Source organism: Nonomuraea bangladeshensis (genome assembly GCF_039529455.1).
Lineage (GTDB): Bacteria > Actinomycetota > Actinomycetes > Streptosporangiales > Streptosporangiaceae > Nonomuraea > Nonomuraea bangladeshensis.
This window is the reverse complement of sequence record NZ_BAAAMV010000001.1, coordinates 765,863-781,858: the sequence shown is the minus strand read 5'-3', so window position 1 is coordinate 781,858 and position 15,996 is coordinate 765,863. Positions and strand designations below refer to the sequence as shown.

15 protein-coding genes are annotated in these 15,996 nt (G+C 72.9%); 8 read left to right on the top strand and 7 right to left on the bottom strand.

All coding sequences use genetic code 11. The features are described from left to right. Nucleotides 1-98: 98 nt before the first annotated feature. From ABD292_RS03375 to ABD292_RS03355, 5 genes are all read left to right on the top strand, one after another. Complete coding sequence (locus ABD292_RS03375; protein ID WP_344205095.1) at nt 99-1,262, top strand: thiolase C-terminal domain-containing protein; 1,164 nt, start codon at nt 99-101, stop codon at nt 1,260-1,262. Then, nucleotides 1,262-1,657 (top strand): Zn-ribbon domain-containing OB-fold protein, encoded by a 396-nt coding sequence (locus ABD292_RS03370; protein ID WP_344205094.1) that lies wholly within the window; start codon nt 1,262-1,264, stop codon nt 1,655-1,657. The genes ABD292_RS03375 and ABD292_RS03370 overlap by 1 nt, the downstream gene beginning before the upstream one ends. An 841-nt stretch (nt 1,658-2,498) precedes the next feature. Continuing rightward, complete coding sequence (locus tag ABD292_RS03365; protein ID WP_344205093.1) at nt 2,499-3,254, top strand: GntR family transcriptional regulator; 756 nt, start codon at nt 2,499-2,501, stop codon at nt 3,252-3,254. Nucleotides 3,255-3,462: 208 nt separating this feature from the next. Next, entirely contained in the window at nt 3,463-4,068 is a 606-nt protein-coding gene (locus ABD292_RS03360) for a GNAT family N-acetyltransferase (protein ID WP_344205091.1), read from the top strand. Nucleotides 4,069-4,179: 111 nt separating this feature from the next. Then, the gene (locus ABD292_RS03355; protein WP_344205089.1) at nt 4,180-4,860 is read left to right on the top strand and encodes a copper homeostasis protein CutC; all 681 of its coding nucleotides are present in this window, start codon (nt 4,180-4,182) and stop codon (nt 4,858-4,860) included. Nucleotides 4,861-4,980: 120 nt separating this feature from the next. Here the strand turns inward: ABD292_RS03355 and ABD292_RS03350 are convergent, their stop codons facing one another. The 5 genes from ABD292_RS03350 to ABD292_RS03330 all read right to left on the bottom strand — a co-directional run bounded on the left by ABD292_RS03350 (nt 4,981) and on the right by ABD292_RS03330 (nt 11,310). Next, entirely contained in the window at nt 4,981-6,135 is a 1,155-nt protein-coding gene (locus ABD292_RS03350) for a DUF6986 family protein (protein WP_344205088.1), read from the bottom strand. Beyond that, nucleotides 6,119-7,423, bottom strand: a complete 1,305-nt coding sequence (locus ABD292_RS03345) for an FAD-dependent oxidoreductase (RefSeq protein ID WP_344205087.1) — start codon at nt 7,421-7,423, stop codon at nt 6,119-6,121. Before ABD292_RS03345 ends, ABD292_RS03350 begins: the two co-directional genes overlap by 17 nt. A gap of 187 nt (nt 7,424-7,610) precedes the next feature. Then, on the bottom strand, nt 7,611-9,113 hold the full coding sequence (locus tag ABD292_RS03340; protein ID WP_344205086.1) for an AMP-binding protein: 1,503 nt from the start codon (nt 9,111-9,113) through the stop codon (nt 7,611-7,613). Between the two features lie 74 nt (nt 9,114-9,187). After that, complete coding sequence (locus tag ABD292_RS03335) at nt 9,188-10,243, bottom strand: hypothetical protein (RefSeq protein WP_344205085.1); 1,056 nt, start codon at nt 10,241-10,243, stop codon at nt 9,188-9,190. Further along, on the bottom strand, nt 10,243-11,310 hold the full coding sequence (locus tag ABD292_RS03330) for an LLM class flavin-dependent oxidoreductase (RefSeq protein WP_344205084.1): 1,068 nt from the start codon (nt 11,308-11,310) through the stop codon (nt 10,243-10,245). Before ABD292_RS03330 ends, ABD292_RS03335 begins: the two co-directional genes overlap by 1 nt. Nucleotides 11,311-11,404: 94 nt before the next feature. Between ABD292_RS03330 and ABD292_RS03325 the strand changes: the two genes are divergently transcribed. After that, nucleotides 11,405-11,890: a hypothetical protein gene (locus ABD292_RS03325; RefSeq protein WP_344205083.1), complete on the top strand. Its 486-nt coding sequence runs from the start codon at nt 11,405-11,407 to the stop codon at nt 11,888-11,890. Nucleotides 11,891-11,898: 8 nt separating this feature from the next. Here the strand turns inward: ABD292_RS03325 and ABD292_RS03320 are convergent, their stop codons facing one another. Further along, nucleotides 11,899-12,837, bottom strand: a complete 939-nt coding sequence (locus ABD292_RS03320) for an acyl-CoA dehydrogenase family protein (RefSeq protein ID WP_344205082.1) — start codon at nt 12,835-12,837, stop codon at nt 11,899-11,901. A gap of 135 nt (nt 12,838-12,972) precedes the next feature. Between ABD292_RS03320 and ABD292_RS03315 the strand changes: the two genes are divergently transcribed. Next, a complete protein-coding gene (locus ABD292_RS03315; protein ID WP_344205080.1) occupies nt 12,973-13,647 on the top strand; it encodes a hypothetical protein in 675 nt (224 codons plus the stop codon). A gap of 86 nt (nt 13,648-13,733) precedes the next feature. Beyond that, nucleotides 13,734-15,479 carry a proline--tRNA ligase gene (locus ABD292_RS03310; protein WP_344205079.1) on the top strand — a complete coding sequence of 582 codons (1,746 nt, stop codon included), beginning with the start codon at nt 13,734-13,736 and terminating at the stop codon, nt 15,477-15,479. 37 nt (nt 15,480-15,516) lie between these two features. Here the strand turns inward: ABD292_RS03310 and ABD292_RS03305 are convergent, their stop codons facing one another. Further along, a complete protein-coding gene (locus ABD292_RS03305) occupies nt 15,517-15,975 on the bottom strand; it encodes a ferritin-like domain-containing protein (protein WP_344205078.1) in 459 nt (152 codons plus the stop codon). Between the last annotated feature and the right edge of the window lie 21 nt (nt 15,976-15,996).

The window sequence follows — 15,996 nt, the reverse complement described above, 5'->3', positions numbered from 1 at the left end:
GACGGTAGGGGGAAGCCGGAAAAGGTGTCAAGTTGCCCGGCCGGACGCGCGGGAGCCCGCGTTGACATGCGTGAAACGTCCGGCCTACCGTGCTGGTTGTGGCCAAGCGCTTGCTTGAATTCCGGAACGCTACGGCGATCGCCGGCGTCGGATACACCCCCTTCACCAAGAACTCCGGGGTCAGCACGCTGACCCTGGCCTGCCGCGCGGTGCTGGCCGCCCTCGCCGACGCCGGGCTCACCGCGGACGACGTGGACGGCCTCGCCACCCACCGCGTCGGCGACTCGGCCCCGCCGACCCTGGTCGGCCCCGCGCTCGGCCTCGCCGACCTGTCCTGGCACCTCGACCAGTTCGGCGGGGGCAGCGTCTCGCACGCCGTCGTCGGCCAGGCCGCGCTGGCGGTCGCGACAGGGATGGCCGAGACCGTCGTCTGCTACCGGGCCATCAACGCCCGCTCCGAGTTCCGCATGGGCGGCACCGGGCGCGCCCTTCCGGTCAGCCCCGAAGTGCAGTACCAGGCCCCGTACGGCTACGTCGCCCCGCCCCAGCAGTACGCCATGTACGCCCGCGCCCACATGCTCAGGTACGGCACCACCGCCGAGCACTTCGGGACGCTCGCGGTCACCCAGCGCGCCAACGCCGCCAAGAACCCCCGCGCCCTCATGCGCACGCCCATCACCCTGGACGACTACCTCACCAGCCGGTGGATCGCCGAGCCGTTCCGGCTGCTGGACTGCTGCCTGGAGACCGACGGCGCCTGCGCCGTGGTGGTCACCACCGCCGAACGCGCCCGCGAGCTGCGCCGCCCGCCGGTGCTGATCTCCGCGGCGGCCTGGGGCGGCGGCCAGTCCCACCTGTCGGGAGGCGACCCGACGGTCACGGCCGCCGCCGGGCTGGCCCCGCGCCTGTACGCCCAGGCCGGCCTCGGGCCCGAGGACGTGGACGTGGCCGAGGTCTACGACTGCTTCACGTACTCGGTGATCGTCCAACTGGAGGACTACGGGTTCTGTCCCAAGGGGGAGGGCGGACCGTACGTCGCCTCCGGGGCCACCGCGCTCGACGGCCCCCTGCCGGTCAACACGCACGGCGGCTTCCTGTCCGAGGGCTACGTGCATGGCGTCAACCACATCGCCGAGGCGGTGTCCCAGCTCCGGGGGGAGGCGGGGGACCGGCAGGTGCGGGGCGCGGAGGTGGCGCTGTCCACGGCGCAACCGGGATACATCCTCCCGGCCACGTCGGCGCTGATCCTCAGGAGGGCGTGATGACCGTCCACCGGCCCGAGCCGGACCGGGACTCGCGCGAGTGGTGGGAGCGATTGGCCCGGGGCGAGTTCGCGGTCCAGCGGTGCGCGGGCTGCGGCACGGACCGCTTCCCCGCGCGGGCGTTCTGCCCGGTGTGCCGGAGCGAGGAGTGGCAGTGGCGGGCGGTGCCGCCCGAGGGCCGGGTGGAGAGCTGGATCGTCAGCCGTCAGCCGTTCGTGCCGGGGCTCGCGACGCCGTACGTGGTCGTCATGGTGGGCCTCGCGGCGGTGCCCGGCTGCCTGGTGCACGGGAACTGGCGGGGAGGGCGGGAGCCCCGGGGCGGGGAGCGGGTGCGCGGGGTGTTCAGGCGCGTGGACGCGGACCTGACGCTCGTGGACTGGGAGCCGGCCGGATAAGGAACCCGTTCGGTGTGGATCCGTCCCCACCGACCCCACGAGTCCCACAAGGCAGAAGCCGCCCCACGGCCCGCGCGAGAAGGTCGATGATGAGTCTGTAGACGTCAGCGCGGACGATACGGACGGGACGGCGCACGTGAGCGGAACCGGCTCGGCGGCGGCGGGGCGGCCACAGGCCGCGCTCGCGCCTGCTGTCGGACTGGCCGTCCGGCTGTGCCCCCGGGCACGGCCGCCGCCTTGGGCGGCGGTGGGTCGAGAGGTTGTTGCGTTCCACATGACGGTCCCCCTCAAGAGGAAAGCGCGCCCTGGCGGGCGTGGGGGACCCGCCAGGACGCGCTTCCTGCCCCGTGAGCGGCGGCGCCAGGACTCCGGCGAGGGATGGAGTCCTAGGCCGCGAGATCGCTCGCGGAGTCGATGGGGGAGTGTGAAGGCTCCTGCTGCCGGCAACGTGCGGCGATGCGTCGAGCTGCACCGACCGGGTCATCGATGGAGCGCGTGACGGGGGCGCCACCCTCCTCAACTGCGACTAAGGATCCGTCTTCGCGCTCCGCGGTCAGCTCAGTGGACGCCGAGTGCACGGACGCGCCATGCCGGTTGCTCTGGTAGGTGTGGGTGAAACCCTGGCGCGGCAACGCGTAACGCAGTAAACGTGTTGCTTCGCCAAGGTCTTTCCAGGGCAGGTACGACTCACCCGTGCTGACCGGCGGCATTGGCCTTCACCCCCTCACCGGCCTTTAGATGGATTTGTACCAACGAATGGATGATGGGCCGATCGAGGGGGTTCGGTCAAGGGGTTGTGGCCTGCTAGAACCAGATCGTCTAAATTGTTGGAACAAAAGGGGTGAAAGTGGCAAGGTCGGTGCTGTATCAGCAGGTGGCTGCGGAGTTGCGTCGAGCCATCTACTCGGGTGTCCTCGGCCCCGGGGCGCAGCTTCCGACCGAGGCACAACTCATGGAAGACCATGGGGTGAGCAGGAACACCGTCAGACTGGCCCTCGGAGAGCTCGTCAACGAGGGGCTCGTCACGCGCACGCCGCGACGCGGAACCGTGGTCAGGGACCGGCGGCCGCTGCTCATCTATCCCCAGCGCGAGCTTGAGCCGCGCTCGCGCGGTGAACTGCGCGAGGCATTCGCCTACGCCGTGGCGCAGGAGGGCCGCGAGCCGAGCCAGTACATCGAGGTGCTGACGGTGTCTCCCGTCGAGGAGATCGCCAGCAGGCTGGAGTTGGCCGACGGGGAGTTGGCCGTGGTGAGACGCCGTCTGAGGTTCGTGGACGGACAGCCGTACAACACCAACGACTCCTACTTCCCGCGTGATCTCGTGGCCGACTCCGAGATCGCCAGGCCCGGCGACATCGCCCGAGGGGCGAACCGGGTGCTGGAGGAGCTGGGTCACGCCCAGGTGCGCGTCGTCGACGACATCTGGGCGCGCATGCCCAACCAGGAGGAGGCCGAACGCCTCCAGCTAGAACTCGGCACACCAGTAATGGTCTACGTCCGAGTGGGGTACGACGGGGCCGACATGCCTGTGCGTGTCGCCGTGTCGGTGTTGCCAGCCGACAAACATTTGATCAGATACGAGCTCGATAGCCGCTAGAGAGCTCGTAAGAAGGGGTGATCCCGCCGGCCGGGTGCAGCGAGAATTAGCCGCCTCGCTGGCCTGGGGGAGTCGTGCATACTCCCTCAAATCGCCTTAAGTCCCATATATCGGATATATCGGCTTAAGGCACCAAATCACCCTTACGCGACAACGCGTCATCACTGTGCGCGTGCGCGTGAACGCCCAATGCAACGGGAGTTTTACTATGCACACCAACACGCTGCTTCACCCGCTCGCCCTCCGCCGTGCCGAGCCCGGCGACCTTCCCGGCGTTCTGCGGCTGTTCGCCGACACCTCGGAATGGCTGCACCGGCAGGGGGTGCGGCAGTGGCCCCGCCAGGGCTTCGGGCCTGAGCGGATCATGCCGCTGATCGAGGAGCGCGTGCTCTACCTGCTCGACGACGAACTGCGCTATCTCGACCCGGACCTCGCGGCGCCTCCTGTGGCCACCATAGCCCTCGACGGGCACGCCGACCCGGAGTTCTGGACACCCGCCGACGAACCCGGGGCGGCGCTGTACGTCCACAAGCTGGCCGTGGCCCGGCCGTGGTCCGGCAGCGGCCTCGGCGACGCCCTCCTGGACTGGGCGGGGGCCGCCGCCTTCGCGGCCGGGCTGCCGTACGTGCGGCTCGACTGCGCCAAGGCCAACCCGCGCCTGCAGCACTACTACCGCAGCCGCGGCTTCCAGCACGTCCGCACGGTGGACCTGCCGCACCGCGCCAGCGGCGCCCTCTTCCAGCGCCGGTCGGAGGATCTCGTCACGATGGCCTTCCGCGACCTGACCCTCGCCGAGCTGATCACCGCCGCCTGACCGCCCGGCCGCCCGGCCTCCCCTCGTGGAGGCCGGGCCACCCGGGGTTCTGCGCAGGTGGGAGGCCAGTTTGGGGCGCAACGGTACAGAGCGCCATATAACCTCTGCAGCATGACCGGATCCCTGCTCGAGGTGATCGCGCTCGACGTACGCGACGCCGTGGCCGCCGAACAGGGCGGAGCCGACCGGCTGGAGGTCGTCGCCGACATGGCGGCCGACGGGCTGACCCCCTCACCGGAGACGGTCGCCGCGATCGCGGCCGAGTGCCCGCTCCCGCAGATGGTGATGCTCCGCCGCGACGCCACCTTCACCGCCGGCCCGGAGACGCTCGACCGGCTGGCCCGCGACGCCAAGGCGCTGGCCCAGGCCGGGGCCGCCGGGTTCGTGTTCGGCTTCCTCGACGGCGCGGGAGCGGTCGACCTGGCCGCCACCGAGGCCCTGATCCACGCCGTGTCCCCCCTGCCGTGGACGTTCCACCGCGCCGTGGACCACGCGGCCGACGTCCACGCGGCCTGGCGCGCGGTGCGGCTGCTGCCCAACCTGGCGACCGTGCTCACCTCGGGCGCCCCCACCGGGGTCGGCGACGGCCTGGGGGTGCTGCGCTCGCGCGCGGAGGCGGGCGACGGCTCGATCATCCTGGCCGGCGGCGGCCTGCGCCCGCCCCACGTGCCGATGCTCCTCGACCAGGGCATCCGCGCCTTCCACATCGGCTCGGCGGCCCGCGCGAGCTGGTCCGACCCGGTGGAGTGGCGCCTGGTCCGCCGCTGGCGCTCTTTGGTCGAACGCGACTGACACCGCTTCACGGGGACCCGCCGGATGCCCCTGCACGGCCCTGGTCCGCCGCCTGCGGCCCGATCGGCCCCCTCGGCTGCCTAGGGGTGAGGGGAGGCCGGAGCGCCCGGCGTGCCGTCGTCAGGGCATTGCGGCGTCGGCCCTGCGCAGTGCGGCGGCGAGGGTGCGGATCGTGGCGGGCTCGTCCATGACCCCGCCCCCGGCCTCCCGCCGCTCCTCCCACGCCCGCACCCGCTCCCGATAGGCGTCGTAGTCGGCGAGGTGGAAGGCGTACACGGTGGCGAAGCGGCTGACCAGATGCGACGGGTGCATGTCCCAGCCCTGGTGGAAGCCGTGCCGCAGCGAGTGCCGTACGAGCTCGGCGTGCCGCCGCCACAGCGCGTGCACGTCCCCGGCCCGCCCGGAGGCGGGCGAGGCGGCGAGCGAGCCGTCGGAGAGCTCAACCCCCGTGCCCGCGAACGCCGTCTGCATGACGTGCCGGGCGTGGTCGCAGGCCGGATGGTCGAGCCGCTGCTCGTGCGGCGGCAGCCCGAGCGCGGCCGTGTAGTCGAACACCCCGAAGTGCGCCGCCGCGAGCCGCCCGTCCAGCGCCTCGGCCAGCTCGGCCCGCAGGAACGGCAGCGTCTGCGGCGCCTCCACCTGCATCTCGAACCGCAGCCGCGTCCCCAGCCCGGCCTCCAGACAGGCCAGCACCTCCGCGAACTGCCGCAGGTAGTCCTCCATGAGCACCTTGGGGAACGTCACCGTGAACCCGCCCGGCAGCTCGCCGGTCCGCTTCGTCACCCCGCGCACGAGCCCGGCGAGCGTCCTGATCGAGCGCTCGGGGTCGCCGTCGGCGAACGACTTCACCCGCGGCCCCCAGCGGCGCGGCAGCGCGCCCGCGGCGTGCAGCGCGGCCACGGCCTCGGCCGCCTGCTCGACGTGCCCGTCCTCGACCGCGTCCGGCCGGACGCCGTAGCCGTCCTCGAAGTCGATCCGCAGGTCCTCGACGGGCTCGCGGCCGAGCTTGACCAGCAGCTTGGCGTGCACGGCCGCGGCCATGGCGTGCGGGACGTCGAACACCTCGGCCAGCTCGCCCGGCCCGGCCAGATGGGCGTGGACCAGCCCCAGGGCCTCGTCCCGCCACGCGTCCACGGTCGTGGCCGAGAACCGGTCGGCGGGCACGTACACGGTGTGGACCGGCTGCCGGCCGGAGAGGCCGGGGAAGCGCGCCCGCTGGGCGCGGTAGGTCGCGGCGAACCCCGCCGGGACCGGCGGGTCAGGGACGGCAGGCACGGAGCATGGCCTCCAGCCCGACGAGCTTGACCCGGTCGCCGCGGCCGAGCGACTTGGCCAGCTCGGTCTCGGCCGCCTCGATCGCCTGCCACTCGTCGTACGTGATCGGCCGCACGCCCCGCTGGGCCAGCAGCGCGTCGATCGTGGCCGTCGCGGGCGCCCGTTCGCGGCCCTCCAGGTCGGCCAGCAGGGTGCGCACGGTCTCGGCGGCGTCGGACTTGTTCGTGCCGATGACGCCGGTGGGGCCGCGTTTGAGCCAGCCCGCGACGTATTCGCGCTCACGCACCCGCCCCGCCTGGTTGGGCACGGTCATGGTGTCCTCGGAGAACGGCACCCCCGGCAGCGGCACGCTCTGGTAGCCCACCGACCGCAGCACCATGCCGACCGGCAGCGTCTCGAACTCGCCCGTGCCGACCACGCGCCCCTCCGGCGACAGCCGGGTGCGCTCCAGGCGCAGCCCCTCGACCCGCTCGGCGCCGAGGATCTCCACCGGCCGCAGCCAGAAGCGCACGTCGAGGCGGCGGGCCCGGCCGACCGGCTCGCGGGCCGCCCACGACCTGATGACGTCCACGTTGCCCTGCACCTGACGGGAGAAGCCCGAGCCGAGCACCTGGGCCTCGTCGGGCCGCACCACGACGTCGGCGTTGTCCAGCTCGCCCAGCTCGCGCAGCTCCTTGAGGGTGAACTTGGCGTGCTCGGGCCCACGCCTGCCGATCATGTGGATGGCCTTGACCTGGCTCTCGGACAGCCGCTGGAGCACGTCGTGGGGCACGTCGGTGCGGCTCAGCTCGTCGGCGGTCTTGGCGAGGATGCGTACGACGTCGACGGCCACGTTCCCGACGCCGATCACCGCGACCTCGGGGCTGTCGAGCGTGAAGCGCGAGGGGTCCACGTCGGGATGGCCGCAGTACCAGTTGACGAAGTCCGTGGCGGCCACGCTGCCCGGCAGGTCCTCGCCGGGGATGCCGAGCCGCCGGTCCACCATCGCGCCCGTGCAGTAGACCACGGCGTCGTAGTGCCGCAGCAGGTCGGCGACCGACAGGTGCTCGCCCAGCGTGACGCCGCCGAGGAAGCGCACCTCGGGCAGCTCCAGCACCCGCTTCAGGTAGTTCGCGATCGACTTGATCGAGGTGTGGTCGGGGGCGACCCCGTATCTCACCAGCCCGTACGGGGTGGGCAGGCGTTCGAGCACGTCCACCCGCGCCGCTCCGGCCGACTGCTTGACCAGCGCCTCGGCCGTGTAGATGCCGGCGGGTCCCGATCCGATGACCGCCACACGCAACGCCACGCTGCCTCCTCAGAGCCGGCCGTCCGGGGCCCTCACCAGGCCCCATTAGACGTAACCGGCCGGTGTGATCGATGTATCCCCGATCGCCGGCGCGGGCGAACCCCATTTCGGCGAGAACAGCTTGATCCGTGCTCCTGCCAACGTAACCGCTCACGCCCGCCGCCGGGCGGAGAAACACCCCGCGCGGCTACCCGGACGCCCGCTCCCGCAGCGCCCGCTTGTCGATCTTGCCGTTGACGTTCGCCGGCAGGGCGTCCACGACCACCACCCGCTTCGGGACCTTGTAGTCGGACATGTTGGCCCGCGCCCAGGCGATCAGCTCCTCGGGGACCACCCGCGCGCCCGGCCTCGGCACCACGAACGCCACCCCGGCCTCGCCCGCCGACGCGTCCGGCACCCCGACCACGGCGACCTGGGCCGGCGACCCCTCGCGCAGCAGCAGCGACTCGACCTCGGCGGGCGAGACGTTGAAGCCGTTGACGATGTAGAGCTCCTTCAAGCGGTCCACGACGGCGAGGTTGCCCCGCTCGTCCAGCACGCCGATGTCGCCGGTGTGCAGCCAGCCGTCGGCGTCCACGGCCTCGGCGGTCCGCTCGGGGTCGTCCCAGTAGCCGCGCATGACGCCGTAGCCGCGCTGCAGGATCTCGCCGCGCTCGCCGGGCGCGACCTCCTTGCCGTCGCCGTCCACGATCCTGACCTCGATGCCGGGCACGGGCCTGCCGGTGGTCTCCGCGACGACCTCGATCGGGTCGCCGGCCCGGGTCATGGAGACGACCGTGCCCTCCATCAGCCCGTACGCGTTGATCATCCGTTCCAGCCCGACCCGCTCGACCAGCCGGGTGATCAGGGACGCGGGCACGGCGGCGGCGCCGCAGATGGCCACGCGCAGCGAGGAGACGTCCCAGGAGCCGCGTTCCAGCTCGTCCAGGATGCGGTGGAAGAGCGTGGGCGGCCCGGCGAGCACGGTGACCCGCTCGCGGGAGATCAGCGACATGAGCGCGTCCGGGCTGAAGGCCGGGATCGGCAGCATCGTGGCCCGGCGCAGCACGCAGGCCACGAGCCCGGCGTTCAGCCCGAACCCGTGACTGAACGGGGCGATCACCGGATAACGGTCGTGCTCGTCGAGGGTGACGATCTCCGACCAGTCCCAGTAGCCGCGCAGGACCTGGGAGTGGTCCAGCATGACGCCCTTGGGCGTGCCCGTGGTGCCGGAGGTGGACATGATCTCGCACAGGTCGCCGGGCCGGACGGCGAGCGCCCGCTCCTCGGCCTCGCGTACGGGCACCCGCTCCCCGAGCGCGCGCAGCTCCGCGGCTGGCGGGACGATCGTGTGCCGCAGGCCGGGCAGCGGCGGGAGCAGCCCGGCGAGCCCGGCGCCCGCAGGGCCGTCACCCGTGATCAGCACCTTCGCGCCGGTCCTCGTGACGACCTCGGCGGCCTCGATGCCCTTGAAGCGCGGCGACAGCGGCACGACGACCGCGCCCGCGTCCCAGACGCCGAGCACGTGCTCCACCCAGTACGCCGAGTTCACCCCCCACAGCGCCACCCGGTCGCCGGGCTCGACGCCGAGCGCGACGAGGCCGCGGGCGACCGCCGAGGCGGCCTCGCGCAGCCCGGCGAGCGTGCCGTGCCCGCCGCGCCCGGCCACGACCGTGTCGCCGGGGTGCCGTTCGGCCTGGTCGCGCAGCATGCGGGGGAGTGTCCCCCAGTCCGGCATCGGTGCTCCGCCCATCGGTGCCCCGCCCATCGGTGCCATGCCCACCCCTAGGTGACGAGCGCCCGGTCCCTGCCCAGATGGTGGCCGCGCAGGTCGGTCACCGTGCCCGGCCGCGGCCCCTCGGCCGCCTCCGGGGCGATCTCCACACTGATCGAGACCGGCGTCAGCGCCCGCACGGCCTCCTGGATCCGCGAGCGCCACATGGGGTTGCCGACGAGGCTCTCGCGGCCGAACGTCACGGTGAGCACGGCGGAGTCCAGCGTGCCGGGACGGCTGATCGTCAGGTCCCAGCCGGCCACGCCGTCGATCTTCGCGAGCGCCTTCTCCAGGCGGGGCAGCGCCAGCCACACGCCTCTGACCAGCACGTGCTCGCCCACCGTGTGGGCGGGGGCGGAGAGTCCTCCGCCGCGTACGACGTGGCCGGTCCTCAGCGTCGCGTCGCCGAGCGTGGCGTGCCCGCGCGGGGTGACGACCAGCTCGGCCACGGGGGCGCCGGGGTCGGCGGGGGCGTCCTTGGCCAGGGCGGCCAGGCCCAGCAGATCGTCAGCGAGCGGCGTGAGCGGGTCCTCCTCGGCGGCCCGCCAGGCCAGCGCGGTGCCGCCGAACGGGCTCGCGTAAACCTCGGTGACCCGCGCGCCGAACTCGCCGGCCAGGTGCCCCAGCGTGCTCCTGGAGGCGATCTCGCCGGTCAGGACGATGTGGGCGAGCCCGAGGTCCAGCGGGTCCAGCAGGAACTCCAGGTGCAGGCGCGCCAGGAGGTCCATCGCGCCGGTCGGCGTGGTGACCAGCGTCGTGGCCCGCAGCGCCGACAGCGCGTGGTGCAGCCGCATGCGCCCGCGCGGCCCGAGCCCGGCGGCGGCCTGGGCGACCTCGGCCGCGGCCGCGGCCCACAGGGAGCCGGCCGGCTCGGCGAGGGCCACCGCGACCCGGTCCCGCTCGCCCACGCCGGCCGCGCGCAGGGCCGCCGCGGTCAGCCCGGCGGCGGCCCGCCGGTCCTCGGGGCCGAGCGGGAAGGCGCAGGACGCGTCGGGGGAGACCAGCAGGAGCCCGGCGGCCGAGCCCGCGGCGGCTCCGAGGTCGTCCCGCGTCAGCCACCGGCCCATCAGCGCACCACCTCGGTCATGAACAGCGTCATCGACTCGCACACCCGCTCGTGCGCGAGCCCGCCGACCTGGGCCTGGATGATGAGGTCGGTCGCCCCGGCCTCGGCGATCCTGGCCAGGGCCTTGCGCGAGCCCGCCACGTCGTCCACCACGACCATGAGGTGCTCGCGCAGCGTGGCCATCGCCTCCTCGGGCGGCAGCCCGGCGGCGAGCTGGCCGAGCACGCGGTGGGTGGCGTGGCGGGCGTCGTAGTAGTCGGGCGGGGTGACCAGGTTGACCTGGCGGCGGATGTACCACAGGACGGGGTCGGCGGCCGTGGCCGTCGCGGCCTCGCGGGTGGGGGCGACGTACCAGGGGATCATGAGGGCGACCCGGCGGGTGTCGGGGTCGAAGCCGTGCTCGGCCAGGCACTCGCGGTAGCGCGCGATGTCGGCGGCCACGTCGTCGATGCCCTTGAGCATGGTCATGCCGAGCAGGTTGTAGCCGTGCCTGGCGGCGGCGAGATAGCCGTCCAGCGAGGTGGAGGCCACCCACACCGGCGGGTGCGGGTGCTGGGCCGGGCGCGGGTAGACGGCGACGTCGGGGATCTCGAAGAACTCGGTCGAGCGGCTGACCGGCTCGCCGTCGGCGTTCCAGATCGCGAGCACGGCCTCCAGCGAGTCCTCCCAGATCCGCCGGGACTGCTCGAACGGCCGCTGGAACGCCTGGTACTCCAGGGGCGAGGCGCCGCGGCCGGTGCCGAACTCGACCCGGCCGCCGCTGAGCACGTCCAGGGTGGCGACGCGCTCGGCCGTGCGGATCGGCGACTGGAACGGCAGCAGCACCACGCCGAGCCCCAGGTGGATGCGCTCGGTCCGCTGGGAGATGGCCGCGAGGACCAGGTCGGGGGCCGAGGAGTGGGAGAAGCCCCTGGTGAAGTGGTGCTCCACGAACCAGGCGGTGTCGAACCCCAGCCGGTCGCCCAGCACGACCTGCTCGACCACGTTGTGGAACGCCTGCTGCTCGACGTCGCGGGTGCGGCCGCGGACCTCCAGCTCGTACCCCAGGCTGATCCGTAGGGACGTCATCGCGCCTCCGGCACAGTAGGAAACCAAGCGCTCGCTTGGTAGAGCGTATCAGCGGCGGGGACTTGCGGGAAGGGCGCGGGCGCGATCAGAGTGGATGCTCGTGAAGCGAAAGCACGCGCTGAGACGGCCGAAGGACGCCGAAGATCCCGGCCTCGACGGTGGCGACCTCTCGCTCACGAGCGCCCGCCGCTACGAGGCGTTCGGACGGGTCATGGCGGCGCTGGCGTCCGAGGCCGACTTCATGGAGTCGTGCCGCGACCTGACCTGGTGGCGCGGGGGCGACCACACCTGGCACATCGAGTGGCGCGACGGGCCCTACGCCTCCGAGGTGGCCGGCCTGCTGGCCGAGCGGGTCCTCGACCCGGACCACGAAGGGCCGCTCGTCACCGAGGCCGGTCCCGGCGGGGCCGCCACGGCGGTCCTCGACGTGATGGGCGTCCGCGTCGAGCTGCGCGCCATCGACCCCATGGGACGCGCCCGCACCCACGCCAGGCCCGGCTTCTGGCGGCTCGCCGAGGCGCTCGACACCACCCGCCGCACCAACACCCGCCACCCCTGGGAAGAGCTGCTCGGCGGCTGAGCCCGGGCTCACTCGCCGAAGACCACCGGGGCGAGGCGGGCGCGGTGCGCCTGGGGCGGGCCGAAGAGCTGGGCGTCGGAGGTGGCCCGCTTGAAGTAGCGATGCGCGGGATGCTCCCAGGTGATCCCGATCCCTCCGTGGACCTGGATGTTCTCGCCCGCCGCCGCCAGGTACGCCTCCGTGCAGTACGACCCCGCGACCGCCGCCGCCACCTCATCCTCGGCCGCCGCGCGGGCCGCCGACCGGGCCGACTCCACCAGCAGCAGCACGTCCGCCAGCTTGTGCTTGACCGCCTGGAAGGCCCCGATCGGCCGGCCGAACTGCACCCGCGTCCGCGCGTACGCGACCGCCATGTCCAGGCACCGCTGCGCCCCGCCCACCTGCTCGGCGGCGAGGGCCGCGATCCCGAGGTCGCGCACCCGCCCCGCCGACGTCCCGTCGCCGAGCCGCCGTACGGGCACGTCCTCGAAGGTCAGCCGCTCCAGCGGCCGGCTCTCGTCCATCGTCAGGTACGCCTCCCGCCGCGTCGGCGCGGCCTCCACGAGCTGCCCGCCCGCGTAGAGCAGCACCAGCTCGCCCGCGAGGACGTACGGCGCCACCCCGCTGAGCCGCCCGCCCGCCAGCCGCAGCTCCGCGTCCCCCGGCAGCACCACGGTCGCGGTCGTGCCGCCGTCGGCGACGGTCTTCAGCAGGTCGCCGGCCCCGCAGGCGGTCGCGGCGGTCACCGCCATGACCGCGGTCTGCAGGAAGGGGTGCGGCGAGAGCGCGCCTCCCATCTCCTCGGCCACGGCGGCCAGCTCGGCGGGGCCGCAGCCCGCGCCCCCGTGCTCCTCGGGCACGAGCAGCCCGGCCACCCCCACGTCCCGCGCGAGCTCCGCCCAGGACGCGCCGGGGCGGGCGGCGAGGTGTTCGCGGACGAGGGCGCCGAGCTCTTCGGGAAGCGACACGCCGCCATGCTAACCAATCACTTGCTTGAGTTGGTAGAGGAATGACCGATTTTTGCCTTTTGTGTAGGTTCACATAATCTGAAACAGGTCAATTCCGGAAGGTTCTGGGGGAGGGGTTGACCTGGGGAAAGGGACATGAACAACACCACGATCGACTACGCCGACTTCGCCGAATACGACCGGCGTCAACGCGGCATCGAGCGCCACCTGGTCGCGGCCTTCCTCGGAGGACTGGTCGTCGGCCTCGTCGGCGTGCTCATCTCCGGTCGTGGACCCCTCTGGATCGGCCAGCTCTACGAGCCCTACGCCTACCTCGCCCTGTCGCTGGCCGTCGGCGCGACGGCCACGGGGTTCGGATGGGCGCTGGTGACCACGTTCCTGGCGGCGGTCTCGACCCTGGTCGCGGCCATGGGCGCGAGCGCCTTCCGCGGCGACCTGGCCCTCGCCGACCTCGGCGGCGGCGGCGCGGCCGGGCTCAACTGGGTCCTCGCCCTGCTCGTGGGGCTCGGCCTGCTGGCCTACGTCACCCGCAGGGACGACAGGTGGGGCGACCTGGCCGCGGGCGGCGTCGGCGCGGCGCTCATCGCCGACGTCGTGGACCGCGCCACGCCGGGCTTCATCGGCGTCGAGGGCTCCTTCTGGCCGGGCCCGGCCCTGCTGGTCGGCGTGCTGTCGGTCGCCCTAGTGCTCGCGCTGCGCAGGAACGCCCGCTCCCGCCTGCGCGCCCTCGCCCTCTCCACGCTCTTCTCCGGGCTGTTCACGGTGTGGCTCGCGGTGTTCGTGACGGGCTGGCTCCCGGCCCTCGCCTGAGTGCCGGGGACTTAAGCCCGAGCGGACGGCCGCGTCGAGTCGATAGCCTGTAAGCCTTCACATCCGGGTTCGAGCAAGGAGTAGCCGTGTTGCTGCGCATGTCGTCGTTGTTTCTTCGCACCCTGCGGGACGACCCGGCAGACGCGGAAGTGCCGAGCCACAAGCTGCTGGTCCGCGCCGGTTATGTCCGCCGCGTGGCCCCCGGCATCTACTCCTGGCTGCCGCTCGGCAAACTGGTGCTGGAGAACGTCACCAGGATCGTCCGCGAGGAGATGAACCGGATGGGCGCCCAGGAGGTGCTCTTCCCCGCCCTGCTGCCCCGCGAATACTACGAGGCCACCGGCCGCTGGACCGAATACGGCGACACGCTCTTCCGCCTCCAGGACCGCAAGGGCGCCGACTACCTCCTCGGCCCCACGCACGAGGAGCTCTTCACCGACATGGTCAAGGGCGAGTACTCCTCTTACAAGGACTATCCGGTCACGCTCTACCAGATCCAGACGAAATACCGCGACGAGGCCCGTCCCCGGGCCGGCATCCTGCGCGGCCGGGAGTTCCTGATGAAGGACTCCTACTCCTTCGACCTCGACGACGACGGCCTCAAGCACTCCTACGAGCAGCACCGCGAGGCCTACATCCGCACCTTCGACCGGCTCGGCATCAACTACAAGATCGTCTTCGCCCAGTCGGGCGCCATGGGCGGCTCGGCCTCCGAGGAGTTCCTGGCCCCCACGCCCACCGGCGAGGACACCTTCGTGGCCTGCCACTCCTGCGGCTACGCCGCCAACGCCGAGGCCGTCACCACGACCGCGCCCGCCGCCCGCGCCTACGACGACCTGCCCCCGCTCGCCGTCATGGACACGCCCGACACCCCGACCATCGAGTCGCTGGTGTCGTACGTCAACGAGCACCACGGCCTCTCCGTCACCGCCGCCGACACCCTGAAGAACGTCGTCGTCAAGGTCACCACCCCCGGCTCCGACAAGACCGAGACGCTCGTCATCGGCGTCCCCGGCGACCGCGAGGTCGACTTCAAGCGCCTGGAGGCCGCGCTCGCCCCCGGCGAGCCCGCCATCTTCGAGGCCGGCGACTTCGCCAAGCACCCCGGCCTCGTCCGCGGCTACATCGGCCCGCAGATCCTGCGCGAGCTCGGCATCCGCTACCTCGTCGACCCGCGCGTGGCCACCGGCACCTCCTGGGTGACCGGCGCCAACGAGCCCGGCAAGCACGCCGCCAACGTCGTCGCGGGCCGCGACTTCACCCCCGACGGCACCATCGAGGCCGCCGAGATCCGCGCCGGCGACCCCTGCCCCCGCTGCGGCGCCGAGCTGTCCATCGACCGCGGCATCGAGATCGGCCACATCTTCCAGCTCGGCCGCAAATACGCCGACGCCGCCGGCCTCGACGCCCTCGGCCCCGACGGCAAGCCCATCCGCATCACCATGGGCTCCTACGGCATCGGCGTCTCGCGCGCCGTCGCCGTCATCGCCGAGCAGGCCCACGACCAGCTCGGCCTGGTCTGGCCGCGCGAGGTGGCGCCCGCCGACGTGCACATCGTCGGCACCGGCAAGGACAACCAGGTGGAGGCCGCCCTGGAGCTGGCCGGCGAGCTGGAGTCGCGCGGCCTGCGCGTGCTCGTGGACGACCGGCCGCAGGTCTCGCCCGGCGTCAAGTTCAAGGACGCCGAGCTGCTGGGCGTCCCGACCATCGTGGTCATCGGCCGCGGCCTCGCCCAGGGCGTCATCGAGCTGCGCGACCGCGTGAGCGGCGAGAAGGCGGAGATCCCCCTCGCCGAGGCCGCCGACCGCATCGTCGCGACCGCCACCGCCTGACCGTCGCCGTGAGGTGCCCTGCCGGTCAGGGCACCTCTCAGCTGCCGCCCTGGGCGGTGGGAGTGGCGGGCGCGGGAGCCGCCGGCATGCCGGGGAACGCGGCCGGCTGGGCCGGGCGGAAGGCGTACGAACGGGTGACGGCCTGCTGCATGGCCAGGGCGGCGAACCTGCGCAGCGCGGCGTCCTCGGCCGCCACCAGTTCGAGGTAGGCGGCCGTCACCCCGCCTTCGAGGTGTTCCGCCAGCCTGGCCGCCAGCTTGGCGTCCGAGGGGAAGAACGGCAGCGCGTACGACGCCTCCGCCTCCACCGGCTTGCCGCCGCGCGCCGTGATGAGCGAGCGGACCTGGTCGCGCCGCGCCCGATGGGCGTCGTAGGCCGCGCTCATCCGCTCCCTGAGCTCCCCCGACGTCCGCGCCCCCAGCAGCCCGTACGCGAACAGCGCGGCGTGCTCGGCCGCCAGCGCCTTGCGCAGCTTCTCCAGATCGTCCCCGTGCACCGCCACCCCCTTCACCGCGAC